Genomic DNA, 25,524 nt, shown 5'->3' with positions numbered 1-25,524 from the left:
GGGCGGCCCCCCCCCCCGCGTCGGAGGGCCAGTTCAGCACTCCCCCCCCCCGGCACATGAGGAACTCCCCCCCCCCCCCCTCCCCCCCCCCCCCGCTCGCCCTGGGCCCGTCGAAGGCCCACCCCGTTGACTGCATCCCCGCCCTTCGCAATAATCCACCCAAGACCCGGCTATTCGGAGTGCGAGCATAGCCTATGGCTCTCGACATTGAGTTCCTTTCGCGCTGCATCGGCGCGTTGCAGTCGGCACACGATAGTCTTCAGGGACGCGAACCGGACGACGAATTCTACGAAGTCTTTCGCGCCGCCGCCGTCAAGGAATTCGAGATTGTCCTTGAGCAGTCCGGCAATCTGCTGCGGAAACGGCTCCGCACCTTCATGGCGTCCCATCGCCAGGCGGACCAACTCACCTTCAAGGACATCTTCCGCCACGCGGCCAGGCACGGCCTCATCACCCTGGACACGGCGGAACGCTGGTGCGTCTATCGCGATAACCGCAATGACACGGCGCACAACTACGGCGCGGGCTTTGCCGAAGCCACCTTGGCTATCCTCCCCGGCTTCATCCAGGACGCCCGTGATTTGGCCGGGGTGATCGCGGAGGGGTCAGATGACTGACCGGCTCGCTCTCGCCCCACGCCACCGTGCCATGCTTGAAGTCCTGCTGCGCGAGCATGTCCCGTCAGCCGAGGTGTGGGCTTACGGCAGCCGCGTTAATGGCGCAGCCCACGACGCCAGCGACCTCGACCTCGCGGTCCGCGGCCCCGGCCTGCAACCACTCGACGACAGCTTCTACGCCCTGCTTGAAGCGCTGGAGCAGTCCAATCTCCCCATCCTCGTTCAGGCCCACGACTGGGCAAGGCTCCCTGATAGCTTCCGGCGTGAAATTGAACGCGATTACGTTGTAGTACAACAGGCCGCCCCTCTTCCATCCCCGTAGGCGCCCCTCACCCCCACTCGTCGTTCCGCCCTCACCTCGTTATACCAGTGCAGGCCGGTATCCAGAGAACACTGGCTCACCCCATCCCCACCCCCTTGTCAAATCTTCTATCTAGCCTAATAATCTAGCCAGAAACATTCGACAGGAAGGTAAACATGGCTCAATGGGCATTGCAGGATGCAAAGAACCGCTTCAGCGCGGTTGTGGACGCCGCTCTCGGCGGTGAGCCTCAGATGGTCACGAGGCGAGGCGCCCCCGCCGTCGTTGTCGTTGCCGTCGAGGACTACGAACGCCTCCGCCGCGCCGACGCCGCCAATGCGCCCACCTTTGTCGAGCACTTGTTGGCCATCCCCAAGGACGGGCCGGACGAGGTGTTTGAACGACCCTCCGTGAATCTCCGCGACGTCGAGTTGTAATGTACCTCCTCGACACCAACGTGCTCTCGGCCCTCCGTCGCCCGGATCGGAACCCGGGCCCTGTTGCGTGGTTGACGGCGCAGAGAAACTCCGACATTTTCATGAGCGTCGTGACTGTTGCCGAGGTGGAACGTGGCATCGCCCTGCAGCGTCCCATCAACCCGGATTTTGCCCGTGACCTGACGCTCTGGTCCGAGCGGATTCTGGCATGGTTTGCGCACCGCATCCTGCCCGTGGACACCGCCGCCGCACGACGATGGGGCCATCTCTCGGCGTCTCTCGGAAATCAGGACGTCGACCTCCTCATCGCCGCGACAGCGCTTGAACACGGCCTCACCGTGGTCACCCGCAACGTCCGCCACTTCGCACCCACCGGCGTCCCCGTCTTGGACCCCTTCGGCGACCCGAGCGATTCGCCCTGACCCGCAAAACGCCTCCCTCCGCACCGCCCAGTCCGCCGGCTTCTACCCATGCTGGACATCCGCCTTCACCACAGGGGTATCCGTCCACTGGCGGCGCCGCGGCCAACCCCCGTGACCATGACACGAACTCCTTGCCCTGAAACCCACACGTCGATACCCTCCAAGCATGGACACGCAGAGCCAGCCGTTCGGTCAGGGAATTGCCCACCTCCCGCGCGTCACCCGTAGTCGGCGCAATTTGGGACCAATACAGCTACGAATTGTTTCCCGGATAAGGCATGTGTTTTTGTAGCTACAAATGTCACTAACAGCTACGAATTGATATTCGAAAACAATTCCCACCCCACAATCCGTACGCCCTGACCGCGTCCCGAAGCTGTCCAGAAGCGCTGAAAGAGCCTGAAGAAGGAGCATCAGGGAGACCCCCGCTCCCGCCCTCCCGCGTGTACAATCCCCGTGCGGCGGCCATCGCCGCCCAACCTGAACACAAGGAGCCCTCATGCAAATCAGTCTGATGGTGGAAGGACAGAACGGCCTGACCTGGGACAAGTGGAGCAACATCCTGAGGCGGTCTGAGGACGCCGGCCTATCTGGCGTCTACCGCTCAGACCACTTCTTCATCGGCCCGCAGCAGGACTCCCTCGAGCCCTACCTCTCCTTCGCCATGGCCGCACTCCAGACCCAGCGCATCCGGTTCGGCCCCATGGTCACACCAATCACCTTCCGACCGCCCGTCAACGTCGGCCGCATGGCCGCCCAGCTCGACCTCCTCAGCAACGGCCGCTTCGTCATGGGCCTCGGCGCGGGCTGGAACGAGTCCGAGCACGTCGCTTATGGCGTCCCCTTCCCGCCCATTGGCGAGCGCCTCAGCCGCCTTGAGGAGGCCATCCACGTCATGCGAGGGCTCTGGGGCCCCGGCCCCGCCAGCTACGAGGGCCGCTACTACACGCTGCAGGACGCCGACTGCCTGCCCAAGCCGCCCGAGGGCCGTCCGACGCTCCTCATCGGCGGAGGCGGCGAGAAGCGGACCATGCGCATCGCCGCCCAGTACGCCGACGAGTGGAACTGCATCAGCATGCTCCCGGAGAACTACACCCACAAGATTGAGGTGCTCCAGGCCCACTGTGACGCCGTCGGCCGCGACCTGTCGTCCGTCAAGCGCTCCATGATGACCTTCGGCTTCATCGGCCCAAACCCGAATGACGCCGCCGACAGCTTCCGCACCTTCCTCCGCCTAGCACGCGGCGCCACTGTGGGCGACATCGAAGAGGCGGCCCGCAACCGCGGAATGTTGGTGGGAGACACAGAGGAGGTTATCGAAAGACTCGGCCAGCTAGCGGAGCTCGGCGTCAGCGAGATCATGTTCCAGCACATGAACTTCACCAATGACGCCTTCATAGCCTACCTGGGCGAGGAGATCGCACCGCGTGCCGCGGCCCTCTAGCCCTCGCCCCGCTCGCCCTGAGGGAAATCGAAGGGCGAACGGGAGCCTCGTTAGCCCCCGACGGCCCGCCGCAGCGACGCCCCGAAGCGCTCCCGCTGCCACTCCCGCACCTCCGGCGAGCGCAGCTCCTCCGCGAACGTCTGTGGCTCGCGGGCCAGCCGCTCTAGGCTGCGCATCGGCCACACCAGCGACACATGCACCTCGATCGCCTTGGCCTCAGCATGCCGCCATGCCTTCAGCGACGCCAGCTTGCGCGTCTGCCCCTGCGTCGGCCTGCCCCGCGGCGGCGATGACGGTGGTGGGCGCTCCAGCGGAGGCCCGCTCAGCCCCTCGGCCACCACGCCGCGGATCGCCCTCCCGAAACGCATCGCCAGCTTCGGGTTCAGCGACTTGTGCCGCTCCAGCGGCGCCGACGGTTCGACCGCAATCTCCGCCAGCGCCCCCGGCGGCAGCACATGCGACGGCGGCCGGTCTTGTCGCCGCGCCTGCTCCTCCCGCCACTGGTACAGTGCCAGCAACACCGCCCGCTGCCGGCTGTCCATCTTCCGCGACTCCGGCAGCGACAGCACCGTCTCCCGCAGGTCCTGCGGCGAGTGGCGCACCTCGCACAGCCGCTCGCACTCCTCCTGCACCCACGCCAGCCGTCCAAGCTCCCGCAGCCGCTCCGTCATCACGTCATGCAGCGCAAAGAGATAGTGGACGTCGGCGGCCGCGTACTGCAGCGCATGGTCGTCCAGCGGTCGCTTGGACCAGTCGGCGCGCTGGATACGCCGGTCCTTGGGGATGTCGATGTCCAGCAAGTCCAGCAACAGCGCCGCAAGCCCCACGCGCTCCAGCCCCATGAACTGCCCCGCGATGTGCGTGTCGAAGATGTTGGCGAAGGTGAGCCCCCAGTCGCGGTTGAGCCCCCGCACGTCGTAGTCCGCTCCGTGCAGCAGCTTCAGCACGCGGCGGTCCCCCAGCGCCCCGCCCAGCGGCGAGAGGTCCCGCAGCGCGAACGGGTCCAGCAGGTACGTCGACTCCGGTGTTGCCACTTGCACCAGGCACACCCGCTCCGGGTAGTGGTGCATGCTGTCCGCCTCGGTGTCCACGGCAATTCGCTCTGACCGCTCGAGGACGCGGCAAAGGTCGAGAAACTGCTCGCGGTCGGTCACCAGCGTGTAGGGCGTCGAGAGCGCGGTCGTCACGAGGCCGCCTCCGCCTTGGAGGCTGTCGGAGCCTCGGGCGCCACCGCAGCGTCAGCCCCCACCGCGGGTTCTTGGACGGCCTTCGGCGGCCGAGTCATGAACACGACCAATCCGGCCAGCAACCACAGGACGGTCACCAGGGAGAAGGGCATAAGATATGAGCCTTGCCAGTCATAAAGTGCGCCAAGAAGGATGGGGCCGGTTGCGGATCCAAGGGTAATGAAGGGGAACATGACTCCGCGGATCGCGCCTATGTTCCTGCGTCCAAAGTAGGTGACCACCAGCAGCGTCTGGAGCTGGAAGAAGACAGCCAGGGTGAGGCCGTGGTAAATGGCCCAGGCGTACATCATCACCGTGTTCTGCACCGTCAACAGGAAGAGCACCCCCAGGGCCGCCAGCAATGCCTGGATGACCATGAGGTTGCGGATGTCATGTCGAGCAGTGAGGTAGCCCCACACGAAGCGCGCCGACACCGACCCAAGACCGAACACGAACAGCGCGGAGGCTGCAACCTCCCGGTTGAAGTCGATGTCGACCAGGTAGGGCACCCAATGCGCCTGGAAGCCGGGGAGGCCGACGATGCTGAGGGCCAGGGCCCCGCAGATCATCCAGAACGACTTGCTGCGAAGGGCCTCCGCGCGAGTGAAGCTGTGTTCACCGGCAGGGCCGCCCCGCCTTGGCCCGCCGGATGTCGAGGGAGCCTCGCCCGGACGGTCGCCGTCGGGCAGCAGCCCCATGGACTCGGGCGATGTCCGCACCAGCAGCGAGAGCGGCAGGAACACTGCGATGGAGGCAATGCCCAGCCACAGCCACGCGTCACGCCACCCGACTGCATTGATGAGGAAGGTGAGGACGACGGGAAAGATCATGGGGCCGGTCGGCGGGCCCACCTGCATCCACATGATGGCCTGGGCGCGCCGCCGAATGAACCACTTGAGCACAACGCCTTCGAGGATGGGATTGCTGGTCAGCGCCAGTCCTGCCGCGCCCAGGACGCCGTAGGTCAGGTAGTATTCCAGCGGTGTGTCCGCCCACTTGACCAGCATGAAAGAAAGGCCGAAGAGCACCGAGCCGATGGGCAAGGCGACGCGCGGCGCCCATGGGTGATCGCCCCAGGGGCCGACGATGGGGCTGAGCAACCCGCCGGCGAGCGTGCGCACGGCCAGCGCCCCGAAGATGAGGGTACGGCTCCACCCCAGGTCCTCCTGCATGGAGACGAGGAACACGCTGGAGGCGAAGACCGCGCTGCCGACGTTGAAAGAGCCCTTGACGCCCGCCGCAAAGACGATAACCCAGCCGTAGAAGAATCGGGGCGCGATTTCGGCCGTAGGTGAGGACACCTGGCGCTCCTCGTAAAGCTGGCCCTAGCATACTCCACGCAGCCCAATGCGTCATGCCAACCCCGCCCCGTCGTTCCTGTGAAGGCAGGAACCCTGACGCCCGGCCTTGACACCGCTGGGGACGGCGGCTACGTTGCCCGTGCTTTCCCCATCACCACGGCGCGCGAGTTGCGCGCGAGACAGGAGCGCCACCATGCCCATGGCAAAACTGCAGAACGGCGTCAGCCTCTACTACGAGGAGACAGGCCACGGCTTCCCCCTCGTCTTCGCCCACGAGCTCGCCGGCAGCTATGAGAGTTGGCGCGCGCAGGTGAGCTATTTCTCGCGCCGCTACCGCGTCATCACCTACAACGCCCGCGGCTATCCCCCGTCCGACGTGCCCCAGAACGTCGACGACTACTCGCAGGAGCAGGTGGTGGAGGACCTTTACCAGCTCCTGCAGCACCTCGGCATCGAGCAGGCTCACGTCGCCGGCCTGTCGATGGGCGGCAACATGGCCCTTTGGTTCGGCCTTACCCACCCTGAGGTCGCCCGGTCGATCATCGTGGCGGGCGCCGGCACAGGCAGCACCGACCCCGAGACGTTTGGTAAGCAGTCCATTGGCTACGCCGAGACGCTCGAGTCCGGCGGCATCGCGGCCATGTACGGCTACCTCCGAGGCCCCACCCGCATCCGTTTTCTGCAGAAGGACCCCCTCGGCTGGAGTGAGTTCGCAACCCTGTTCATGGACCACTCGGCGCAGGGGAAGGCGCTCACCCTGCGCGGTTACCAGGCCCGCCGCCGCTCGATCATGACCCTCGACGACGAGCTCCGCGCCATGCAGGTCCCCACCCTCGTCATCCTCGGCGACGAGGACGACCCGTGCCTTGAGCCCGCCATATACATGAAGCGCCGTATCCCGCGCTGCGGCGTCGTTGTGCTCCCGCAGACCGGCCATGCCTGCAACATTGAGGAACCCGACGCCTTCAACCGCGCCGTCGACGCCTTTTTGACCGCCGTGGAAGCCGGACGCTGGGACGAGCGGGATTCCGGCTCCGGCGTTGGCTTCACCAGCCCCGCCGACGACGTCTAGCCCCCGCTCCCCCTGGACCTTGAGGAAACCGTGTGGCAGATCGCATAGGGGCAACCCTCGTGGTTGCCCAGGCCCCACCCCGTTCGCCCTGAGCCTCTCGAAGGGCGCGCGCCATCGCCCCGCTCTGTCATACCGGCGAAAGCCGGTATCCAGAACCTCCTCTCACCCTGAGCCTGTCGAAGGTCAGGCAGCGCCAAACGCAAAGCGCCCCGGTCTCCATTCAAGGGAAACCGGGGCGCTCAATTATCAGGGAATCGCCCGGAGACCTACCCCCACGCGCGGCGGGCCGTCTCCACCACCAGCTCCAGCTTCCGGAGCTGGTCCTCCCACGCCAGCGGGTTACCCTGTAGCGTCGACGAGAAGCCGCACTGCGGGCTCAGCGCAAGGTCGTCCATGTCCACGTACTTTGCCGCCTCCTCGATGCGCTGCAGCAGCAGGTCCGGCGACTCCAGTTCCCCGGCCTTGGTCGTCACCAGCCCCAGCACAACCGTCTTGCCCTTGGGCATGAACCGCAACGGCTCGAACCCGCCCGCGCGCTCGCTGTCGTACTCCAGCAGCCAGGCGTCCACGTCCAGCCGGGTGAAGAGCTGCTCTGCGATGCGGTCGTACCCGCCCGACGTGTGGTACGCGCCGAACGCCCCGTTGCCGCGGCACAGGTGCATCGCCACGATGGTGTTGCTCCGGTCGACGCCGCTGACGCTCGCATTGTCCGCATCGATGTCGTCGCTTAACGCCTGGTCTTGGTCGACGCCCAACGCCGTCCACTGCGCCCGTCGCTCGTCCGGAATGTAGTCCGGGTAGTGCGGGTTGTCGATCTGCACGTACGGGCACCCCTCCGCAATCAGGGCCGCGACCTCGTCGCGAATGATGTCGGCTGCATCGGCCAGCACCGCCGCCCGAGACTCGTACACCTTGTCCGTCACGCCGGGCTTGTAGCCCCGCGCAGTCACGTAGCTCGCCGCCGGCATTGTCACCTTGTACGGCCCCGGCGCGTTCGCCCTGATGAACGCCGACTCGTGCCCAGTCAGTCGCCGCACCAGGCGGAGCTTCTCCCCGATTACGCGGCCGCCGCCGCCGCCCGGCACGCCGATCGGGTTGTCCGGCGTGATCCCCGTTCCCGTGACGCTCCAGTCGCTGCGGCCGCCCTGAAACGGCATGCTGACTGCCGGGTCGCCCTCGATGTATCCCTCCACCGACTCGCCGAACCCCCCGGCCCAGCCGCTGCGCCGAAGCTCGCCGTCCGTGTAGATACCAATGCCCGACTGCTTCTGCAGCTCGATCACGCGCAGGATATGCTCGTTCTCCACCTCGCGCAGAGCCTCCTCAGAGATGCTCCCGGCCCGGTAAGCGTCCCTCGCCTCCTTAACCTCCGCCGGCCGCAGAAAGCTGCCCACATGGTCCGCTCGAAATTGTGTCGCCATGTTCACCCTCTCCTTCAGTGTTGCGATGCCGCTGACACACGGCGCCATCGGGCCGATGTCAGCGGGCCTTACAGTTATAGCACATCCGGCTTCACAGAGGCAGTGCTGCAAGCGCTACAGCCGTGCTCTGGATGGAGTCGCCAATGTCGTCGATGCGCCGCTTGTTCTTGTAGTAGAACAGGTCGTCTCTCGTAAGGCTTGTTATGTCTAAAGCCAAGTCGAGCATATGGGGTTCAAGCTGTCTGTTCAGGTACATTCCCAGGCCCACACCCATGAGACTCCCACCAACACCACCGCCTATCCCTCCCACCGCGTTACCGATGCCCGGCACCACACTTCCCAGCGCGCCGCCTGCGGCTGCGCCCGCTTGTCCGCCTGCGATAGCCAACACAACGCTAACGCCCATTCTCGACATCAGTGTCAGGGTCTGAACGACCTGGATCTTGTTCTTGGTCGAACGGTCGGCGTCGCTGAACTTTCTCTCTGTGCTTACGACGCTGTAAATGAGCCGTGCGCCTGCCACAACGGCGCCGGCATACGGCAGCAGGTCTACCGCTCCGTCCGGTACGTCGATGCCCATATTGTCACTTAGGGTGGCCAGTCCGTCCTCTATACCCTCAATATGCTCAAAGGGAGCGGAGATGTTCGCCTCAAAGTTGTCCACCTGCCCAAGCAAGTGCGGGTGGTTGGTTGAGATCCAGTTGTAGATTTCCGTATTTACCAGAAACTGAACGTTGGGGCTTTCCTGCATGGCGTCCACCACTTCGGCTCCATAGGACGCAGCCCCCGTCTTCACCTGAAAGAGGATCTGTTCACCGTTCTCGCCAATGGCGGAAATATCCCATACAGGTTGATTGGGGTCTGGCGCAAGCTCCACGTTCTGAAATCCTCGCTCTTCTAAGAACTCCTTGGCATCCAGTTCACCTAACTTACCCTTAAGGCCGCCGATAAACCCATCCGCCGATCCCTCCCCGCGAGCCTCCATCTCCAGCCAGTGTTGGTGCAGCGAGTGGTCTGCGGCCTGATTGGGATAGGCCAACTCGTATGCCTCTTGCAGTTTGTCGTCGACGTTGACACCAGTGAAGACGGGCCACATGGACAGGGAAGTTTCCGAAGCGGCTTCCGCCGCATGCAGGGCCGCATCCGTCTCCGCCAGTTGAGCAAGGATTTCTTCTGCCGCTACATCCCCTTCATAGGCGTCGCCCGGCAGTGCCTGCAATTCCTGTAGGTTTTGAGTGGATTCCATTGAGCCCTACCCCGCAAATAGTGCGACTACCCCCAAGCTCATACCGGCAACCCCGGCCAAGAAAGCCACGAATCCCAAGCTAATGGCCAAATTGCGCGCCCGCCGCGCTCTCTCCTCCGCCGCAGCTGTTGCACTGCGAACAGCTGCGGCTACTTGCTCTTCCACACCCATATTGATGCGAGAAACCTCTTCATCAAACTCCCGCTTCTGCTCTGTTCTCACGGTGGTCACCGCATTGTGGACGGCGTTCGCAACCACCTCAGGCAGTGACTCATGCTCGCCGATGTGCCGCGTAAGCAATTCATGCTGGCGAATTACGCGGGGGATTAACTCCTTGTTTATCTTGTCCTGCTCTTCCCAAAACTTGACCCGTTCACTGATGGGCACCGTGCTCTCAGGATCCTGTGAAGTCATGGCATTCTCCTAGCGCGTCTGCCTTTTGATTACCCCACTCACCCCAGCCCATGCACCGCCTTGTACGTCTCCAGCCCCTCCGGCAAATCAGCAGCTGTGAGCCTCCCCTGGCGGTGCTTGCGCATCGTCTGCCCAAGCCCCTTGGCCAAGTCCGCCATCTGAAGGTAGTAGTACGTCGCCAACTCCCGCTGCGCGAACCGCCACACGCCATCCTCGCGGCGGTACGCGTCGGTGTAACGGAAGGCGGCGAGCCAGCCCTCACCCTGTAGCCCCATCTCCGCGTGGCCGGTCACCCAGCCGTGGGCATTGTCCGGCCCATCGAAGGTGATCACATGCGCATGCGGCGTGTGGAGCGTCACCCCGTATTGCCGAAAGCGAGCCGTGTAATGCTCCCGCAGCGCTGCTTTGCCCTCCAGGTGCAGTGAGCCGTCCCGCTGCCCATGGACGCAGTTGTCTGTGTACAGCGCGACGAACCCCTCTAGGTCGCGGTCGTCGATGGCCCGGCAGTACGCTGCCACGAGGTCCCTGATCTCCTCCCTGTCCTCGAGTTGTTGTACCCGTTCTTCTATCGACGCCATGCTACCGGTCCACCGCGACCCGCTCCGCGAAGCGGATGGACTCATGCAGCGTGATAGCCTTCTCCCGCCACTCGTAGAACAGGGCATTCACGGGCGCGCGCTCCGGCACCCGCATCTCCGCGATGGCCGTCTCCATGTCCTCGACGGTCGTCTCATAGTCTGTTATGTAAATATTCTCGCCGTTGAACTCACCCACGTAGCGTCTGCACGAGAAGAAGTGCGGCACCTCCGCCATCAGCTTGGGAATGTACCACCCCTCGTACCAAGCATTGAACTCCTCCTCGTACTCCGGCTTCACGACAAGCCGTACCTGATAAACCGCGCGCGTCATAGGACAACTCCCTATCTTTGTGTGCCGTCAGCGTATCGGCCTGCCTTCAACCCGTCAACGAAGGCGTCGGCTCCCTGCGTGCCCAAGCCTCCGTGATAACATGTCGTGGCCCGCACACCTGCAAAGGAGCGCCACGCATGGAAGATCTGCGCGAACCCGGCCCCGACGACGTCCTCGCCGCCGCCGAGGCCGCCCACGCCCTCCTCGCCCCCCTCGCGGACCGCGACTGGTCCGTCATCGCCGGCGACCTCGAGTGGGACTGCCGCGAGACCCTTGAGCACGTAGCCTACGTCCAGCTCTTCTACGCCACGCACGCCGCCGACCCGTCTCTACGCCGCCTGCCAACCGCCCGCATCAACAACACCGGCTGCTCCATAGCCGAGTTGGTCCAGCTCCACCTCTCGCTGAGTAACGTCCTCGCCGCCGTGCTGCGCGGTATGCCCGAGGACGCGAAGGGCTGGCACCCCGCCGGCCTCGCCGACCGCTACGGCTTCGCTGCCATGGCCTGCACCGAGACCCTCGTGCACACCAACGACATCGCGCAGGGCCTCGGCGTCGACTTCTCGCCGCCTACGGACATCGCCGCGAAGGCGCTCGCCCGTCTCTTCCCGTGGGTGCATGACGATGGCGACCCGTGGCAGACGTTGCTCTATGCTGCCGGACGGCGCGGCTTGGGCGGCAATGAGCGGCGAGCCCCCAACTGGTCGTGGCAATGCGCGCCCCTCAGCGAGTGGGACGGCACGGAGAGGGTCCGGGCTGGCTGAGCAGGCGTCGTACCACTTGCGCGCCCACACCCCCGTGATACCATACGCCCCACCCTCGACCGAGAAGGAGCGCCTGCACCATGGATGACCTGCATGAACCCGGCCCGGACGACGTCATCGCCGCCGCCGAGTCCGCCTACCAGCTCTTCGCCACCCTCGCCGACCTAGACTGGTCCGCGACCGCGGGGGAACTCGACTGGGACTGCCGCCAGACGCTGGAGCACGTCACCACCGTCCAGATCTTCCTCGCGTCCAACGCCGCCAACCAGACCCGCAGCCGACTCCCCGGCGCGCGCGCCAACAACCCCGACCAGTCCATCGCCGAGCTCGTGACCGTGCACCGCGCCCTCGCCAACGTCCTCGCCGCCGTCCTGCGCTCGATGCCTGAGGACGCGCGCGGCTTCCACCCGGCCGGCCTCGCCGACCGCCACGGCTTCGCCGCCATGGCCTGCACCGAGACCCTCGTGCACGCGTCCGACATCGCCGAGGGCTTGGGCCTCGAGTTCACGCCACCCCCGGACATCGTCGCAAAGGCGCTCGCGCGGCTCTTCCCCTGGGTGCAGGACGAGGGCGACCCGTGGGAGGCCCTGCTCTACGCGACAGGCCGCCAGTCCCTCGGCGCAAAGGAGCGCCAGGCGCCCAACTGGTGGTGGCACTGCGCTCCCCTCAGCGAGTGGGACGGCACAGTCAAGATTCGGCCCGCCTAGCCGGGTCTCCCCACCCATTCAGACGCCAAAACGGAGGTGAACCATGCAGCTTCCCATCTCCACCATGCGCTACGACATCACCATGCCCCTGCTCGACGGCCGCGTGCAGGTCCCCGGCGTTGACCTCGTGCCCACGCCCACGGGCGCTATGGTATTCAACGAGGTCCCCGCGCTGCAGTCGGGCGACTTCGGCCTCTGGGACCTGAACCTCGGCTACGTCCTGCCCGCCATCGAGGCTGGTTGGGAGATCGTCGGCCTGCCCCTCATGATCAAGCGCAAGCCCGTCTACACCTTCATCTTCGCCCGAGCCGACGCCGGCATCGAGACCCCAAAGGACCTCGAGGACAAGCGCATCGGATCCGGCTCGTACCCAACCTCGATCACCGTGTGGACGGCCGGACTCCTGCAGCACCGCCACGGCGTCGACATCACCAAGCTCCATTGGATGGTCACCAACAACCGCCGCGTCTTCCCGCTGCACGTGGACCAGCCCACGGTCATGCCCTCCAACGAAGTCACTGACGGCGCGGGGCCCGTTGGCCCGTTGGCCCGCCTCATGTCCGGCGACGTCGACGCAATCATCACGGACATCTCCGACGGTCCCGCCTTCGAGATGCTGGAGTCCAGCCCCGTGGTGAAGCGCGTCTTCCCCAACTACCGGGACGAAGACCTCGCCCTATGGAAGGAGGCGGGCATCCACACGCCCATGCACCAGATGGTGATGAGTCGCAAGCTCGACCGCGAGGACCCTGAGCTCGCCCGCCGCGTGTACGACGCCTTCGTCGAGGCCAAGCGGCTCGCCTACATCGACGCCGTCAACGACCGCGCCGGCTTCTCCCTCATGTACCAGCGCGAGGCATGGGTCGAGCAGGAGAAGGTGTGGGGCGACCCGTGGGTCTACGGCGTGAAGGACGACATGGGCGCTCTGGATACGTACTTGACCTACAACGTCGAGCAAGGTCTCACCAAACAGCGTCTCTCGCTTGAGGACTGGATGGCCGCGAGCACCCTGGACACGTAAAGCAGATGAAAAACCGCCGAAGGAGAACTCCATGCAGCACAGCACTGACCGCATCCTGACTACCCATGTCGGCAGCATGCCCCGGCCACCCGAGCTCCGTGTGATGCTCGATGCCAAGCAGGCACAGGAGCCCTACGACGAAGCAGCTCTCGCGGCCCTCGTGAAGAACGCTGTCGCCGACATCGTCCGCCAGCAGGCCGAGGTGGGCCTAGACATCATCAACGACGGCGAGCAGTACAAGACCGGCTGGTCCGGCTACATCCGTGACCGTCTGGGCGGTTTCGAGTTCCGTGACGTGCCGCCCGGAGCGGGCAACATGGAGCGCGGCACGGAGCGCGTCAAGGGCAACTACGAAGGCTACTTCGCGGACCAGGCGAGGACCCGCGCCCGCCCTGTCGCAGCCAGGCAGATGGTCTGCACTGCGCCCATCACCTACACCGGCCAGGCCGCGATCCAGACCGACGTGGACAACCTCCAGTCCGCCCTCAGCGGCGTCAGCGTGGCGGAAGCCTTTATGGCCTCCGTCGGCCCCGACAACGTCGGCTACCAGCCCGAGCAGAACGAGTACTACGCCACCGAGGAGGAGTACATCCGCGCTTGCGCCGAGGCCATGCGCGAAGAGTACAAAGCCATCGCCGACGCCGGATTCGTGCTGCAGGTGGACACGCCCGTGATGAAGTTCAACGCCCTCGGCATGGAGCTGCCCGATTTTCGCATGCGCTTCGGTCAATTGGTGGAGCTGCTCAACCACACGCTGCAGGACATCCCGGAGGAGCAGATCCGCCTCCACATCTGCTACGGCGGCATGCGCGGCCCGCACTCGGAGGACATCAACCTCAACGAGTTCGTCGACCTGCTGCTCCAGGTCCGCTGCTCCGGCATCTCCTACGACCAGAACCCCCGCCACGAGCACGAGTGGAAGCTCTGGCGCGACGTGAAGCTCCCCGACGGTAAGGTCCTCATCCCCGGCGTCGTCGCGCACACCAACGACGTCGTCGAGCACCCGGAGCTCATCGCAGACCGCATTGAGCGTCTGGCCAACCTCGTGGGGCGGGAGAACGTCGTGGCGGGAACGGACTGCGGCCTCGGTGGCCGCCTCCACCCGGACATCGTCTGGGGCAAGTTCCGCTCGATGGTAGAAGGCGCAAGACGAGCATCAGCCGTGTTATGGGACAGATAGTAGGCCGCACCCTACCCCCGCTATACCGGCCTTCGCTGGCATAGCGGGGGATGCTTCGGCGAGTTCAGGCTGTTACGAATTTGACAACGTTGCGGTACTTGCGGAAGCAAGAGGGGCATACCGGCTTGCTCATGAAAGATGCATGTTCTTTTCCACACAGGTGACAGTGCTTTTCTTCATAGGACCAATTCTTGTAGCGGTTCCAGCTTGTGAAGTGGGTAGAGCAGTAGGGCTTTGTCGGATCCGCCACTATTTCCCCCTTGCAGCGTATGCAGAAACCCTTGATTGGGGCTTGGGCTGATGCGGGGGCGGGCCGTGTTTCCTTACGCGGCTGTGGACTGGGGGCCTTGTCCACTTCACTTTCCACGCGGGCAACGGTGATGCGAACTTCTTCGCTATTCCGTAGAAGTCGCTGTGCCTCTTGCCGAATCTCCTCGTAGAGGTCAGGCTCCTCTTCCCGTGAGATCAAGATGCCCATCTCGTCGTTGTGTAGTTGGGAGAATTCATAGAGATTCATTGAAGTCAGGATCGCCTGGCGCTCATTCAGGTAGCACTTGGCGTGAAGGTTCTTTGAGAAGCTTGTGTGTATGGATGGCAGGTTCTCAAGCCACTTGATCTCTGAGGGCTGCAACTCGTTCTTTCCGTACACAACGCGGATATCAATCTTCATCCGCGCTTTATCCTCCAGCAGCTCCTTCATGCGCTCGTTGATTTTGAGGTAGGGGCTAATGATATACAGCCTGTCCTCAGCACTCTTGATGATCCCTTCGAGATGGTAGGAGACGCCGGTTGTCGTGAGGAACTTGGCCATGTCTTTGTGTACCTTCTTGGAATGTAGGTGTACTGGTCTCGCGCGCACTGCTAAATGCGGGGCAAATGGTACAGGGTTGTGTTGGTGCATGCAACGCCCGGTAACGTAGGGGTGTCGGTCTTCGTCGGTATGACGCCGAGTCACGCATGCGCGGGACTACCCCCTACCCGCCCCGCGCCCGCAGCGCGCGCCACACCGTCTCCGGCTTCATCGGCAGCGTGCGGATGCGCGCCCCCGTCGCGTCGCGGATGGCGTTCGCAATCGCGGCCACCGGCGGCACGATCGGCACCTGTCCCGCCGCGCGGACCCCCAGCGGGTGCTCCGGCGAGGGCTCCTCCAGCACCACCGTCTCGATGGGCGGCACGTCCAGCGACGTCGGCAGGCGATAGTCCAGCAGCGTCGCATTCCGCAGCACGCCCCGGTCGTCGAAGTCGTACTCCTCGTGCAGCGCCCAGCCGATCCCCTGCGCGACGCCGCCCTGCACCTGACCCTCCACCTGCCCCGGGTTGATGCTGAGGCCGACGTCCTGGAAGGCCGTGTACCGCAGCAGCTCCACCTTCCCCGTCTCCGGGTCGACCTCCACGTCGACGACGTGCGCGGCCGCGTTCGGCGCCAGCACGCCCAGGTTCATCGACGGCGTGTTCACGGTCCCGTAGCCCACCAGCGCGCCGCCGCTCGCGACGGGCGACTTCTGCGCAAGGTCCGCCCAGCCGATGGACATCTCCCCCGCGCCGCGCACGTAGAAGAGCTTGTTCCCGTAGTCCACGTCCGCGGCATCCACGCCGAAGTGCGCTGCCGCCGTTGCCTTCATCTTGCCCAGCAGGTCGAGGCTCGCCTCCCGCACCGCCCGGCTGGCAACGTACGTGACCATGTCGCCGGAGCTCGAGTCCGAGTAACCCACCAGGTCCGTGTCGCCCATCACCACGCGCACGTCGTCCATGTCGACGCCCAGCAGCTCCGCCGCCACCATCGCGAGGCTCGTGCGCGTCGACGACAGGTCCACCGTGCCCAGCACCAGCGCGACGGTGCCGTCGCTCGCGAGCGTGATGTGGGAGCTCGCCGTCCCGCCCGGCACCGTCCACATGCCGAGCGCCAGCCCGCGGCCCCGGTTCTCGCCCTCCAGTGGTGTCGTCCAGCAGGGGTGCGCCTGGATCGCGTCCAGCACACGTTCGAGGCTCACGGAGGAGAGCGGGACGTTGTCGGGCATCGGGTCGCCGGCCCGCGATACGTTGATGCGTCGCACCTCGAGCGGGTCCATGCCGAGCTCCCCGGCAAGCTCGTCCATCGTTGACTCCAGCGCGAATGCGACCGGTGTGCCCCCCGGCGCGCGGTAGGCGTGGACGTGGGGGTGGTTCGTCACCACGTCGAAGCCCTCGACGCGGAAGTTGGCCGAGCGGTAGTGCGAAAACACTCGCCGGATGGACAACCGCATCGGCGCGCCCGGGAAGGCGCCCGCGTCGTAGACAAAGCTGCCCTCAATGGCCGTCAGCGTGCCGTCGGACTTCGCGCCCAGCTTGACCCGGCAGTGGATGGCGTTGCCCGGCCCCGCCGTGCGCAGCACCTCCTCGCGGCTCAGCCCCACGCGTACCGGCAGTCCCGCCTTCCGCGACAGCGCGACAGCAAGCGCGCTGCACCGCACGGTGGTCTTCCCTCCGAACCCGCCGCCGACCTCCGTCGGTATCACCTTGATGCGGCTGGGCAACACGCCCGCAATCATCGCGATGTCCCGCCGCTGCCCGAAGATGCCCTGCGTGTTCGCCCAGACCGTCACGTTCCCCTGTGCGTCCACGTACGCCGAGTCCACGTTGGGCTCGATGTACCCTTGGTGTACCACCTGCGTCCTGTACTCCCGCTCCACGACGACGTCCGCCTCGGCAAACCCCGCCGCGATGTCCCCGCGCTCGTACACCGCCTGCTCCGCGACGTTGCTCGGCTCCGTCGCAGTCCCCTCCGGCGACTTGGTGAAGAGGTCGTTGAGCAGCACTGTCGCGTCCGGGCGCATTGCCTCCACCGCGTCGAACACGGGCGGCAACTCTTCGTACTCCACGTTGATGAGATCGAGGGCGCGTTCCGCCGCCTCGGCCGTCCGCGCGGCCACCGCTGCGACGGTCTGCCCGTGGTAGACGACCTTGTCGCGCGCGATGACCTCCTGCGCGACGAAGTAGCTCCGCTCGGTCGCCGTGCCCCACGGGGTCACCGTCCCCGGCGGCGGCAGCGGGAAGTCTGCCCCCGTCACGACGGCCATCACGCCCGGCAGCGCCTCCGCCGCCGAGGTGTCGATGCTGACGATGCGCGCATGGGCGAACGGGCTCGGGAGGATGCGGCCCACCAGCAGCCCGGAAAGCTGCACGTCGGCCCCATACTGCGCTCGCCCCGTCACCTTTTCGACGCCGTCCACCTTGGGCGTCCGCGTTCCGATGACCCGCCCTGTAGGCGCTGCCGTCGTCATGGCTTCCTCCTCGTATCGATGTGCCCCTTCCTCCCGTCTTTCCCGCGAAGCTTGCCCCGTACCCCGATACGGGGGCGGGAACCCAGGGCAGGGGCGGACGCGGGGGGCCGTCTCCGCTCTCCGCCGAAGACCCTGACACAGACCCCTCGCGCGAAAGCCGAAGCCCCCGTTACCCTCTCCCCATGGAAGCGCAGACCACCACCGCCACCAAGCCCATCAGCGTCGGCGCACGAGTCTCAACGCCGGTGAGCCCCTCGTCCTGTGTCACCGTCGTGGCTCAGCACGGCGGTTCCGGTGAAAGGGCTGCCGCCCCAAAAGAAAAAAATATTTGCTTTGTAGCTGAAATGCGACAAACCCCCTACAAAACAAAGGCGAAACAACCTCCGACGCAGCTACGGGGAATCCGCGCACCAATCCAAACGAAAGGCGGGCGCTCAAAGCCCAACGCATGACGAACGGTCGGACCAGTCTCCTCCCCCGCCACGCTTGCCGCCGTATGTGTTCCTGCAATCAGCTCGAACACCGCGCCAGCCATCATGGGTGGCGAGCCTGCCCCGCACTTGATGCGGGGTCATTCCCGCGAAGCTTGCCCCGTACCCCGATACGGGGGCGAGAATCCGGCCTCCCGGGCCCAACGGCGTTTGCCGCACACCCCACCCCGTTGTCAGTATCGGGTTGCCCCTATGGGGCGTCAAGGAAACCCGCCTGTACGAAAACAGGCCCCGGGGGGCGCCGGGGCCTGTCGGAGGAGAGTCTGCCTGTTGCTGAGAGTCCCCTGATGTCACTCCTCAGAACGCTTCTGGAAGCGGTTGCGGATATACACCGCCGCCGCATTCATCGAAAGCAGCATGACCAGCAGCACAATGATGCCCGCCGCCGCCAGGCCTTGGAATTCCGGTTGCGGCCGGTTGACCCAGTTGTAGATCTGCACCGGCAGCACCGTGAACCGGTCCAGCGGCGTCGCCGGCACGAAGGTGATGAACACCACCGCCGCGATAACAACGATGGGCGCCGCCTCGCCGATGGCCCGCGACAGCGCGAGGATCGTCCCCGTAGCGATGCCCGGCACCGCCGCCGGCAGCACGACGCTGCGCACTACCTCCCACTGCGTCGCCCCAAGCCCGTACGCCGCCTCCCTGTGCGACCACGGCACCGCCCGGATTGCCTCCCGCGACGCGAGGATCACGATGGGCAGCACCAGCAGCGACAGTGTCAGTCCCGCCGCCAGGATGCTGCGCCCCAGCGACAGGTACTGCACGAACACCGCCAGCCCCAGCAGCCCGTACACGATGGACGGCACGCCCGCCAGGTTGGCGATATTGACCTCGATGAAATTCGTGAACTTGTTCTTGGCCGCATCCTCCTCCAGGTACACCGCGGCCCCCACGCCGACCGGCACCGTGAACAGTGCCGTCCAGAACATGATCCACGCCGTCCCCGCCATCGCCGAAAGCACCCCCGACTGCTCGGCGAACCGCGACGTAGACTTGGTGGTCAGGAAGTTCAAGGTCAGCGAGGGCAGTCCGTCAACCAGCACGGAGATGAGCAGCGTCGCCAGCCCCACCACGCCCACCAGGACGCAGAGTATGAAGAGCCCGACGTACAGACTGCCGGTAAGCTTCCGGATCTCCAGCCTCGGGTTGAATTTCGCGCTCTGCGTCGCCATTAGTACCGCTCCTGCCAGCGCCGCACGATGAAGTGCCCCGCAAGGTTCATGGCAAGGGTCATGAAGAACAGCAGCAGCCCCACCGCAAAGAGGGTGTTGTACTCGACCGACCCGTGGGCGGCCTCGCCCTGGCTCACCTGCACGATGTAGCCCGTCATCGTCTGGATCTGCTCGGTCGGGTTGAACGTCAGGTTCGGCCGCGCGCCCGCCGCGATCGTCACCAGCATCGTCTCGCCGATGGCGCGCGAGATCGCGAGGATGAACGCCGCCACGATCCCCGATAGCGCCGCCGGCACGACAACCTTCAGCGCCACCTCGATGCGTGTCGCCCCCAGCGCGAACGCCGCCTCGCGCAGCGACCGCGGCACCGCCACCATCGCGTCCTCGCTCAGCGACGAGACGATCGGGATGATCATGAGCCCCATGACAAGCCCCGCGCTCAGCGCGTTCCAGATGGGCAGCCCGCCGATGAAGTTCTGCAGCAGCGGCGTCACGAAGGTGATGGCAAAGTACCCGTACACAACCGTGGGGATGCCCGCCAGGATCTCCAGGAACGGCTTGAGCACCCGGCGGGCCTTATCGGGGGCGTACTCAGCCAGGTAGATCGCCGTCCCCAGCCCGACCGGCACCGCCACGAGCGCGCCCAGCACCGCGACGAGCATCGTGCCAGACACCAGCGGCAGCACGCCGAACGACGTGGGCTTCAGGATTGGCTGCCACGTCGTCCCCGTCAGAAACTCGAAGACGCCGATCTCCTGGAAGAAGCCCCACGCCTGGGTGGCCAGGCTGAACAGGATCCCGACGGTCGTCGCAATGGAAAGCACGGCACAGGTGAAGAAGAGGTACTTCATCACCTGCCCCTCTATCATCCTCCGGCGGAGGCGGTATGAATATGCGCTGCTTTCTTGTGCGCCCAAGGTTCCGGCGTTTACGCCCCTCTCATGGATTGCCAATGCGGGGTACCCCCTGCAAGCCGGAAGCGGGAGGCATCCTCCGCGTGGAGGGTGCCTCCCCCGTCCAACCGAAATGTATCTTACTGGATTTTGGCCCTGCCTTCCGCGTATTCAGCGTCAGTTAGTGCGACATATCCGACTTCCGCGGCCAGCGCGCCGGCCTCGTCCAGGTAGTACTCCACGAACGCCCGCACTTCTGGCCTCTCTAGCTCGGCCGTGTTCACGTAGATGAACAGCGGCCGCGACAGCGGCGTGTAGTCGCCGCTCTTGATCGACTCCGGCGTCGGTGCCACGCAGCCGTTTCCGTTGTCGATGGCAACCGCGTTCAGCCGGCTCTGGTTCTCCAGGTAGTAAGCAAACCCGAAGTACCCCAGCGCGTTCTCGTCGCCCGAGATGCCCTGCACCAGGATGTTGTCGTTGGCGTTCGGGCTGTAGTCCGCGCGGCTGGCCTGCGCCTCACCCACGATCTCCTCGGTGAAGTAGTCGAACGTGCCCGAGTCCGTGTCCGGGCCGTACAGGGTCAGGTTCTGGTCGGGGAAGCTCGAGTTGACCTGGTTCCAGTTGTTGACCTCGGAACCCGGCTCCCACATCGCCTTGAGCTCGTCCACCGTCATGCAGGTGGCGAAGTCATTGTTCGGGTTGACCACTACGGTCAGGCCGTCCACCGCCACCAGTATCTCGACGTACTCGACACCGTTGGCCGCGGCGTCTGCAGCCTCAGCATCCTTGATTGGCCTGGATGCGTTGGAGATGGCCGTCTCGCCGACCGTGAACCGCTTGAAGCCGCCGCCGGTCCCGGAGACCGCCACGTTCGGGTTCACACCTTCGTGCAGCTTTTTGAACTCCTCCGCCACCGCGGCCGTGATTGGCTCGACCGTGCTCGAGCCGTCGATCTCTATGGAGCCGCGAAGCGGGTCGCTTTCGACTGCGGTGCTTCCCGTGCTGCTTGCTGCGGTGCTTGCCGTGCTGTTTGCTGCGGCGCTTGCCGCGCTGCTTACGGCGGTGCTTCCCTCGTCGTCACCGCTGCAGGCCGCGAGGCCGAGGGAAAGGGCGATGACCGCCCCCAGGGCAACCAGGCCGAGAGTCTTTACTCTGAACGAGACACGCATGTATGCTCCTCCTCCTTCTCTTGGGCTCATACCTACCCTAACCCCTCTGGGTTAACCTGAATTGACGTTGAGGTTAAGGCTCGGTTAACGCTCAAACGCCGGTCCAATCGGAGTCCGCGCCGTAGAACCGCCAGCGCTGCTGTTCGCTCCTGCACGACCGGCACGCCCACCGTTGCTCCACCGTCACGGTGCCCAGACCGCTCTCGCACGACGAGTAGTCAGTCAAGGCCAAGCTCCCCCCGCAGTGGGAACATGCCGGCGACAGCCGCGCTAGCGACCTTGTCCTGCGCCAGAGCCGTTTCACCCGTGTCCGAAGCCGCGGCAGCAGCCGCAGCCGCCTCTTCGGCGGCGCCGGGGTTTCCGTGGTTCCTGTTGTCAAACGAGTCCTCCTTTCTACCTCTTATGACTGTCTCTTCCGCCGCCCGCAGCAGCCGCGCGCCAAGCTCGGCCAGCACCGCCCGCGCCGTGGCTGCGTTGGTCGCCAGCGGCACGTTCCGCGCGTTGCACGCCCGCACCAGCGTCCGGAGCGCCGCGTCCCATCGCGGATTGGCGAGCGGGTTCGCTAGGTACACCACCGCGTCTAACTCCTCGCTCGACACCAGCGCAGCTACGTCCTCCGCGCTCTGCTGCACACCTGCCGTCGTGAACCGCGCCGCCAGCTCGAGCCGGCTCCCGCAGAGAAGCCCCAGGCCAGGGCTCATCGCCAGTCGGCACCGGCTCACCACCCACATGGACTGCTCCACCAAAAAGAGCGCCTCTGTATGAGCGCTCTCGTGTGCCACGATGCCCACCCCCGCCCGCCATTGATTGGCGAAGGTGGTCGGCGTAAGGTCTGCACTACCTCTCTGCATGGGCGCCCTCCCTTCAACACCTAGCGTACGGGCGCCCCGTGAACGTCCGGTTTCCCCGCCTTTAACGCTCGGCCAACGACTCCGCGCCGGTTGCATGAAAAAAGCCCGCCGCAGTGGCGGGCCTCTGTGGTTGCCTGCGTGCTCCCCCTACGCCAGCGGCACCGTGAACGTGAACGTGCTCCCCTCACCGAGCCTGCTGTCCGCCGAGACCTCGCCCCCGTAGAGCTGCACGATGTGCTTGACGATGGCCAGCCCTAGCCCGGTCCCGCCGTCCCGTCGCGCGCGGTCCACCTTGTAGAACCGCTCGAAGACGTGCGGCAGGTCCTCCGACGCTATGCCCACCCCCGTGTCTTGCACCAGTACCCTGACTGCTTTGGCCTCCTCCTCCACCGAGAGCCGAATTCGGCCTCCGGCCTCCGTCCACTTGAGCGCGTTCTCGAGGAGGTTGACCAACACTTGCCCGATGCGCCCCTCGTTGGCGAGGACGGCCGGCAGGTGCGGCGGCTCAACGTGCTCCAGTCGCACGCCCTTCTGCGCCGCCGCTACTCGAAATCGGCCAATGGCCTCCTCCATCACCGGGGCGATCTGCATCGGGACGTGCGGTTCCGGCTCCCGGCCGCTCTCGATCCGCGCCAGATCGAGCAGGTCGTCCACGAGGGCGTTCATCCGGTCCACCTCCCGGCGGATGCGGCCCAGAAAGTCACGGGCGATGGCCTCTTCCGTGATGGCCCCGTCCTCGAGCGTCTCCGTCATCAAGCGCACCGACGCCAGCGGGCTCTTGAGTTCGTGCGAGACGTTGCTTACAAACTCCCTTCGCGTCGACTCCAGTTGACGGAGCATGCGGAGGTCGTGGATGGTCAGGAGCACCTCCGGCGGCGTGCTGCCGGGCAGCGGCGTCGCGATGATGTTGACGGGAATGAGGTGCCCCCCCAGGTTCAGGTCTACCTCGGCCGACTGCCGGACCCCCGACCGCTGGCATCGCGTCACCAGCTCGCGCAGGTCGGGGTCCCGGATGACTTCACCGTATTCTCGCCTGCCCACGTCCTCCTGCCGAAGGCTCAGCAGAAGCACTGCCGAGGGGTTGGCAAGCTCGATGCGGCCCTGCGCGCTCACGACGAGCACACCGTCGACCATGGTTTCGAGCACCGCTGACACCGTGTCCCGCTCCGTGGACAGGTCGCGGATGATTTCCCGGAGGGAGGTCGCCATGCGGTTGACGGCGAACGCGAGGTCGCTGGTCTCGCTCGAGGCGGACACTTCTACGCGGTGGTCAAGCTCCCCCTGCGCGATGCGTCGCGCGGAGACCGTTAGATTGGTCAGCGCCCTGCGCGTCATGACGGAAATCAGGATCTCCATCAGGAGCAACAGGGCCACAGCGGTGGCCCCGGCTGCAAGGAGCGTAAAAATGATGCGCTCCTGGGTGGACGCGGTGGCGTTAGGCATGGAGCTGAGCAGGAAGAGCGCAGCCCCCACAGCGGTGAGAGCGGTTAGTGCCGCGAACACCAGGACCACGCGCCAGTGGAACCCTCGCGGGAGCTTCATCCCTGAAATCTATACCCTACACCCCTGATTGTCACGATTCGGTTGGGACTGCCCGGTACGGTCTCCAGCTTTTGGCGTATCCACCGTATGTGCACGTCCACCGTGCGCGTATCGCCGATGTAGTCCTGTCCCCACAGTCGCTCCAGTATCTGGTCGCGCGTGAACGCGCGGCCCTTGTTGGCGACCAGCAGGGCCAGCAGGTCGAATTCTCGAGGCTTGAGATCCAGCTCCCTCTCCCCAAGGTGGACGGTGTGGCCCGCCAGGTTGACTTGCAGGTCGCCGGAGGTGAGCACTTCGTTCGATGGCAGTGCGACGTCGTGGGCATGGCTTCGGGTCCGGCGGAGCACCGACCGCAGCCGCGCCAGCAGCTCCCGCATGCTGAACGGCTTAGTTATGTAATCGTCCGCGCCGAGCTCCAGACCCACGACGCGGTCTACCTCTTCACCCTTGGCGGTCAGCATGATGATGGGCGTGTCGTGCTCGCGCCGCAGGATGCGGCACACCTCCAGGCCGTCGAGATGCGGCAACATGATGTCGAGGATCACCAGGTCCGGCCGCTTCTCCCGCGCCATGCCCAGTCCGCGCTCGCCGTCGCTCGCCGTGAGGACGTCGTAGCCTTCGCGCTCCAAATTGTACTTGAGCGCTTCCTGCAGGTTCTCCTCGTCTTCAATGACCAGGACCGTGCCTTCGGCCATGGGCGACCTCCCTGCGAATAAGTGGTGGGCCGGCTGTTGCCCGTATTCTACTCGCGTCGGCGTCGGCGGTGTAATCCATTGGGGAGACCCTTAACGGAGGCTTCACAAGGCGTTAAACGGCGGCTCGCCGCGCCCCTTTGCCGCGGAATGAGGCAAACCTGAACGGTGGTCGGAAAAGAAGTGATGGTCGGGGCGGGCAGGTTTGAACTGCCGACCTCTTGGTCCCAAACCAAGCGCGCTACCGCTGCGCTACGCCCCGAAGGGTTGGTGGAGCGCCCCCGGGGCGACTCGAACGCCCGCACCCGGCTCCGGAGGCCGGTGCTCTATCCACTGAGCTACGGGGGCCACCCATTCACTATAGCAGCGCCCCACACCCCCAACAAGCTGCGCCCTCTCCCGCCCACGTCGCCCGCGAGGATGCGCGTACTCCCTGGCTCTGCGCCACCCTGACACGAGCTCATTGCCCTTTAGCCACGTCCTCGTTTAGCCTCCACGTATGGAGAGCGCAATCTGCTACGTCGACAACTCCCCGCCAATTGAGCGGTCGGAAGCGCCTGGGCGCGGTACTGGCTACGGACGGTGTGCGTCTCGCTCTTGGGAGTTGCTCCCCACAGAAAAGAATTTCATTGACTTGTATCTGCAAAGTGCAAACGCACCTACAAAACGAACAAGAAACAACCTGCCGCAGCTACGGGGAGGGGTGATAATTGCCTCTGCGGTGGGCCGCCGGCGCGTCCCTTCCCGCCCCCATTTGCCTATGGTACCCTCGACATAGGAGGATTCCCCATGTCGACATCCCCCGGCCGCGTCGTCGTCGCCATGAGCGGCGGCGTCGATTCCTCGGTCGCCGCGCTCCTGCTCGCCCGCCAGGGCTACGAGGTCATCGGCGTCACGCTCCGCCTCTACGCTGAGGAGCGCTCTGACGCCGCGCCCCTCAGCCGCGGCTGCTGCACCCTCGAGGATATC

28 protein-coding genes and 2 tRNA genes are annotated in these 25,524 nt (G+C 65.3%); 12 read left to right on the top strand and 18 right to left on the bottom strand.

Annotated features, from left to right (window positions below; genetic code table 11):
• Positions 1-194 precede the first annotated feature (194 nt).
• The 5 genes from OXC99_07915 (at position 195) to OXC99_07895 (ending at position 3,221) form a co-directional block, all read left to right on the top strand.
• A complete protein-coding gene (locus OXC99_07915; protein MCY4624909.1) occupies positions 195-617 on the top strand; it encodes a nucleotidyltransferase substrate binding protein in 423 nt (140 codons plus the stop codon).
• Positions 610-939 carry a nucleotidyltransferase domain-containing protein gene (locus OXC99_07910; protein MCY4624908.1) on the top strand — a complete coding sequence of 110 codons (330 nt, stop codon included), beginning with the start codon at positions 610-612 and terminating at the stop codon, positions 937-939. Before OXC99_07915 ends, OXC99_07910 begins: the two co-directional genes overlap by 8 nt.
• Before the next feature lie 155 nt (positions 940-1,094).
• A complete protein-coding gene (locus OXC99_07905; protein ID MCY4624907.1) occupies positions 1,095-1,355 on the top strand; it encodes a type II toxin-antitoxin system prevent-host-death family antitoxin in 261 nt (86 codons plus the stop codon).
• On the top strand, positions 1,355-1,777 hold the full coding sequence (locus tag OXC99_07900; GenBank protein ID MCY4624906.1) for a type II toxin-antitoxin system VapC family toxin: 423 nt from the start codon (positions 1,355-1,357) through the stop codon (positions 1,775-1,777). Before OXC99_07905 ends, OXC99_07900 begins: the two co-directional genes overlap by 1 nt.
• 499 nt (positions 1,778-2,276) lie before the next feature.
• The gene (locus OXC99_07895; protein ID MCY4624905.1) at positions 2,277-3,221 is read left to right on the top strand and encodes a TIGR03560 family F420-dependent LLM class oxidoreductase; all 945 of its coding nucleotides are present in this window, start codon (positions 2,277-2,279) and stop codon (positions 3,219-3,221) included.
• 50 nt (positions 3,222-3,271) lie between these two features.
• On the opposite strand, the gene OXC99_07890 is transcribed toward OXC99_07895, so the two are convergent.
• Complete coding sequence (locus OXC99_07890) at positions 3,272-4,408, bottom strand: HRDC domain-containing protein (GenBank protein ID MCY4624904.1); 1,137 nt, start codon at positions 4,406-4,408, stop codon at positions 3,272-3,274.
• Positions 4,405-5,748, bottom strand: a complete 1,344-nt coding sequence (locus OXC99_07885; GenBank protein ID MCY4624903.1) for an MFS transporter — start codon at positions 5,746-5,748, stop codon at positions 4,405-4,407. Before OXC99_07885 ends, OXC99_07890 begins: the two co-directional genes overlap by 4 nt.
• A gap of 193 nt (positions 5,749-5,941) precedes the next feature.
• Between OXC99_07885 and OXC99_07880 the strand changes: the two genes are divergently transcribed.
• Positions 5,942-6,820: an alpha/beta hydrolase gene (locus tag OXC99_07880; GenBank protein MCY4624902.1), complete on the top strand. Its 879-nt coding sequence runs from the start codon at positions 5,942-5,944 to the stop codon at positions 6,818-6,820.
• A gap of 266 nt (positions 6,821-7,086) precedes the next feature.
• Here the strand turns inward: OXC99_07880 and OXC99_07875 are convergent, their stop codons facing one another.
• The 5 genes from OXC99_07875 to OXC99_07855 all read right to left on the bottom strand — a co-directional run bounded on the left by OXC99_07875 (position 7,087) and on the right by OXC99_07855 (position 10,810).
• Positions 7,087-8,241: a cobalamin-independent methionine synthase II family protein gene (locus tag OXC99_07875; GenBank protein MCY4624901.1), complete on the bottom strand. Its 1,155-nt coding sequence runs from the start codon at positions 8,239-8,241 to the stop codon at positions 7,087-7,089.
• A 91-nt stretch (positions 8,242-8,332) separates the two neighbouring features.
• Complete coding sequence (locus tag OXC99_07870; protein ID MCY4624900.1) at positions 8,333-9,487, bottom strand: hypothetical protein; 1,155 nt, start codon at positions 9,485-9,487, stop codon at positions 8,333-8,335.
• A 6-nt stretch (positions 9,488-9,493) separates the two neighbouring features.
• Positions 9,494-9,901 (bottom strand): hypothetical protein, encoded by a 408-nt coding sequence (locus OXC99_07865; protein ID MCY4624899.1) that lies wholly within the window; start codon positions 9,899-9,901, stop codon positions 9,494-9,496.
• A 38-nt stretch (positions 9,902-9,939) separates the two neighbouring features.
• Positions 9,940-10,479 (bottom strand): nuclear transport factor 2 family protein, encoded by a 540-nt coding sequence (locus OXC99_07860; GenBank protein ID MCY4624898.1) that lies wholly within the window; start codon positions 10,477-10,479, stop codon positions 9,940-9,942.
• 1 nt (position 10,480) lies between these two features.
• Positions 10,481-10,810 (bottom strand): hypothetical protein, encoded by a 330-nt coding sequence (locus OXC99_07855; GenBank protein MCY4624897.1) that lies wholly within the window; start codon positions 10,808-10,810, stop codon positions 10,481-10,483.
• 137 nt (positions 10,811-10,947) lie between these two features.
• Here OXC99_07855 and OXC99_07850 point away from each other — a divergent pair, with 137 nt between their 5' ends.
• From OXC99_07850 to OXC99_07835, 4 genes are all read left to right on the top strand, one after another.
• Positions 10,948-11,574, top strand: coding sequence for a DinB family protein (locus OXC99_07850; protein MCY4624896.1), 627 nt, complete (start codon positions 10,948-10,950; stop codon positions 11,572-11,574).
• 80 nt (positions 11,575-11,654) lie between these two features.
• Positions 11,655-12,281 (top strand): hypothetical protein, encoded by a 627-nt coding sequence (locus OXC99_07845; protein MCY4624895.1) that lies wholly within the window; start codon positions 11,655-11,657, stop codon positions 12,279-12,281.
• A 43-nt stretch (positions 12,282-12,324) separates the two neighbouring features.
• Positions 12,325-13,302, top strand: coding sequence for a hypothetical protein (locus tag OXC99_07840; protein ID MCY4624894.1), 978 nt, complete (start codon positions 12,325-12,327; stop codon positions 13,300-13,302).
• A 31-nt stretch (positions 13,303-13,333) separates the two neighbouring features.
• The gene (locus OXC99_07835) at positions 13,334-14,482 is read left to right on the top strand and encodes a cobalamin-independent methionine synthase II family protein (GenBank protein MCY4624893.1); all 1,149 of its coding nucleotides are present in this window, start codon (positions 13,334-13,336) and stop codon (positions 14,480-14,482) included.
• Between the two features lie 64 nt (positions 14,483-14,546).
• On the opposite strand, the gene OXC99_07830 is transcribed toward OXC99_07835, so the two are convergent.
• Entirely contained in the window at positions 14,547-15,293 is a 747-nt protein-coding gene (locus OXC99_07830; GenBank protein ID MCY4624892.1) for a phospholipase D family protein, read from the bottom strand.
• A 163-nt stretch (positions 15,294-15,456) separates the two neighbouring features.
• Positions 15,457-17,742, bottom strand: a complete 2,286-nt coding sequence (locus OXC99_07825; protein ID MCY4624891.1) for a xanthine dehydrogenase family protein molybdopterin-binding subunit — start codon at positions 17,740-17,742, stop codon at positions 15,457-15,459.
• 182 nt (positions 17,743-17,924) lie between these two features.
• Between OXC99_07825 and OXC99_07820 the strand changes: the two genes are divergently transcribed.
• Positions 17,925-18,194 (top strand): hypothetical protein, encoded by a 270-nt coding sequence (locus tag OXC99_07820; protein MCY4624890.1) that lies wholly within the window; start codon positions 17,925-17,927, stop codon positions 18,192-18,194.
• Between the two features lie 329 nt (positions 18,195-18,523).
• On the opposite strand, the gene pstA is transcribed toward OXC99_07820, so the two are convergent.
• The 9 genes from pstA to OXC99_07775 all read right to left on the bottom strand — a co-directional run bounded on the left by pstA (position 18,524) and on the right by OXC99_07775 (position 24,903).
• Positions 18,524-19,408, bottom strand: a complete 885-nt coding sequence (gene pstA / locus OXC99_07815) for a phosphate ABC transporter permease PstA (protein ID MCY4624889.1) — start codon at positions 19,406-19,408, stop codon at positions 18,524-18,526.
• On the bottom strand, positions 19,408-20,259 hold the full coding sequence (pstC, locus tag OXC99_07810) for a phosphate ABC transporter permease subunit PstC (GenBank protein ID MCY4624888.1): 852 nt from the start codon (positions 20,257-20,259) through the stop codon (positions 19,408-19,410). Before pstC ends, pstA begins: the two co-directional genes overlap by 1 nt.
• A gap of 182 nt (positions 20,260-20,441) precedes the next feature.
• Entirely contained in the window at positions 20,442-21,470 is a 1,029-nt protein-coding gene (locus OXC99_07805; protein ID MCY4624887.1) for a PstS family phosphate ABC transporter substrate-binding protein, read from the bottom strand.
• Positions 21,471-21,561: 91 nt separating this feature from the next.
• Positions 21,562-21,696, bottom strand: a complete 135-nt coding sequence (locus OXC99_07800) for a hypothetical protein (protein ID MCY4624886.1) — start codon at positions 21,694-21,696, stop codon at positions 21,562-21,564.
• On the bottom strand, positions 21,689-22,321 hold the full coding sequence (locus OXC99_07795) for a hypothetical protein (GenBank protein ID MCY4624885.1): 633 nt from the start codon (positions 22,319-22,321) through the stop codon (positions 21,689-21,691). The genes OXC99_07800 and OXC99_07795 overlap by 8 nt, the downstream gene beginning before the upstream one ends.
• A gap of 147 nt (positions 22,322-22,468) precedes the next feature.
• Entirely contained in the window at positions 22,469-23,863 is a 1,395-nt protein-coding gene (locus OXC99_07790) for an ATP-binding protein (GenBank protein ID MCY4624884.1), read from the bottom strand.
• A complete protein-coding gene (locus OXC99_07785; GenBank protein MCY4624883.1) occupies positions 23,860-24,558 on the bottom strand; it encodes a response regulator transcription factor in 699 nt (232 codons plus the stop codon). The genes OXC99_07790 and OXC99_07785 overlap by 4 nt, the downstream gene beginning before the upstream one ends.
• Positions 24,559-24,742: 184 nt before the next feature.
• Positions 24,743-24,817, bottom strand: a tRNA-Pro gene (locus OXC99_07780).
• Positions 24,818-24,831: 14 nt separating this feature from the next.
• Positions 24,832-24,903, bottom strand: a tRNA-Arg gene (locus tag OXC99_07775).
• A 441-nt stretch (positions 24,904-25,344) separates the two neighbouring features.
• On the opposite strand from OXC99_07775, the gene OXC99_07770 reads away from it, so the two are divergent.
• Positions 25,345-25,524, top strand: a 180-nt coding sequence (locus OXC99_07770) for a 7-cyano-7-deazaguanine synthase (GenBank protein MCY4624882.1), incomplete at its 3' end; no start/stop codon positions are given.

It is taken from the genome of Chloroflexota bacterium, assembly GCA_026713825.1.
GTDB lineage: Bacteria > Chloroflexota > Dehalococcoidia > Lucifugimonadales > UBA1127 > UBA1127.
This window is presented reverse-complemented; position numbering and strand designations above follow the sequence as displayed.

What these genes read in the sequence shown, in the direction of transcription:
- OXC99_07915 (MCY4624909.1), top strand. Translation starts at nt 195, where the DNA reads ATGGCTCTCGACATTGAGTTCCTTTCGCGCTGCATCGGCGCGTTGCAG.
- OXC99_07910 (MCY4624908.1), top strand. Translation starts at nt 610, where the DNA reads ATGACTGACCGGCTCGCTCTCGCCCCACGCCACCGTGCCATGCTTGAA.
- OXC99_07905 (MCY4624907.1), top strand. Translation starts at nt 1,095, where the DNA reads ATGGCTCAATGGGCATTGCAGGATGCAAAGAACCGCTTCAGCGCGGTT.
- OXC99_07900 (MCY4624906.1), top strand. Translation starts at nt 1,355, where the DNA reads ATGTACCTCCTCGACACCAACGTGCTCTCGGCCCTCCGTCGCCCGGAT.
- OXC99_07895 (MCY4624905.1), top strand. Translation starts at nt 2,277, where the DNA reads ATGCAAATCAGTCTGATGGTGGAAGGACAGAACGGCCTGACCTGGGAC.
- OXC99_07880 (MCY4624902.1), top strand. Translation starts at nt 5,942, where the DNA reads ATGCCCATGGCAAAACTGCAGAACGGCGTCAGCCTCTACTACGAGGAG.
- OXC99_07875 (MCY4624901.1), bottom strand. Translation starts at nt 8,241, where the DNA reads ATGGCGACACAATTTCGAGCGGACCATGTGGGCAGCTTTCTGCGGCCG.
- OXC99_07870 (MCY4624900.1), bottom strand. Translation starts at nt 9,487, where the DNA reads ATGGAATCCACTCAAAACCTACAGGAATTGCAGGCACTGCCGGGCGAC.
- OXC99_07865 (MCY4624899.1), bottom strand. Translation starts at nt 9,901, where the DNA reads ATGACTTCACAGGATCCTGAGAGCACGGTGCCCATCAGTGAACGGGTC.
- OXC99_07860 (MCY4624898.1), bottom strand. Translation starts at nt 10,479, where the DNA reads ATGGCGTCGATAGAAGAACGGGTACAACAACTCGAGGACAGGGAGGAG.
- OXC99_07855 (MCY4624897.1), bottom strand. Translation starts at nt 10,810, where the DNA reads ATGACGCGCGCGGTTTATCAGGTACGGCTTGTCGTGAAGCCGGAGTAC.
- OXC99_07850 (MCY4624896.1), top strand. Translation starts at nt 10,948, where the DNA reads ATGGAAGATCTGCGCGAACCCGGCCCCGACGACGTCCTCGCCGCCGCC.
- OXC99_07845 (MCY4624895.1), top strand. Translation starts at nt 11,655, where the DNA reads ATGGATGACCTGCATGAACCCGGCCCGGACGACGTCATCGCCGCCGCC.
- OXC99_07840 (MCY4624894.1), top strand. Translation starts at nt 12,325, where the DNA reads ATGCAGCTTCCCATCTCCACCATGCGCTACGACATCACCATGCCCCTG.
- OXC99_07835 (MCY4624893.1), top strand. Translation starts at nt 13,334, where the DNA reads ATGCAGCACAGCACTGACCGCATCCTGACTACCCATGTCGGCAGCATG.
- OXC99_07830 (MCY4624892.1), bottom strand. Translation starts at nt 15,293, where the DNA reads ATGGCCAAGTTCCTCACGACAACCGGCGTCTCCTACCATCTCGAAGGG.
- OXC99_07825 (MCY4624891.1), bottom strand. Translation starts at nt 17,742, where the DNA reads ATGACGACGGCAGCGCCTACAGGGCGGGTCATCGGAACGCGGACGCCC.
- OXC99_07820 (MCY4624890.1), top strand. Translation starts at nt 17,925, where the DNA reads ATGGAAGCGCAGACCACCACCGCCACCAAGCCCATCAGCGTCGGCGCA.
- pstA (MCY4624889.1), bottom strand. Translation starts at nt 19,408, where the DNA reads ATGGCGACGCAGAGCGCGAAATTCAACCCGAGGCTGGAGATCCGGAAG.
- pstC (MCY4624888.1), bottom strand. Translation starts at nt 20,259, where the DNA reads ATGAAGTACCTCTTCTTCACCTGTGCCGTGCTTTCCATTGCGACGACC.
- OXC99_07805 (MCY4624887.1), bottom strand. Translation starts at nt 21,470, where the DNA reads ATGCGTGTCTCGTTCAGAGTAAAGACTCTCGGCCTGGTTGCCCTGGGG.
- OXC99_07795 (MCY4624885.1), bottom strand. Translation starts at nt 22,321, where the DNA reads ATGCAGAGAGGTAGTGCAGACCTTACGCCGACCACCTTCGCCAATCAA.
- OXC99_07790 (MCY4624884.1), bottom strand. Translation starts at nt 23,863, where the DNA reads ATGAAGCTCCCGCGAGGGTTCCACTGGCGCGTGGTCCTGGTGTTCGCG.
- OXC99_07785 (MCY4624883.1), bottom strand. Translation starts at nt 24,558, where the DNA reads ATGGCCGAAGGCACGGTCCTGGTCATTGAAGACGAGGAGAACCTGCAG.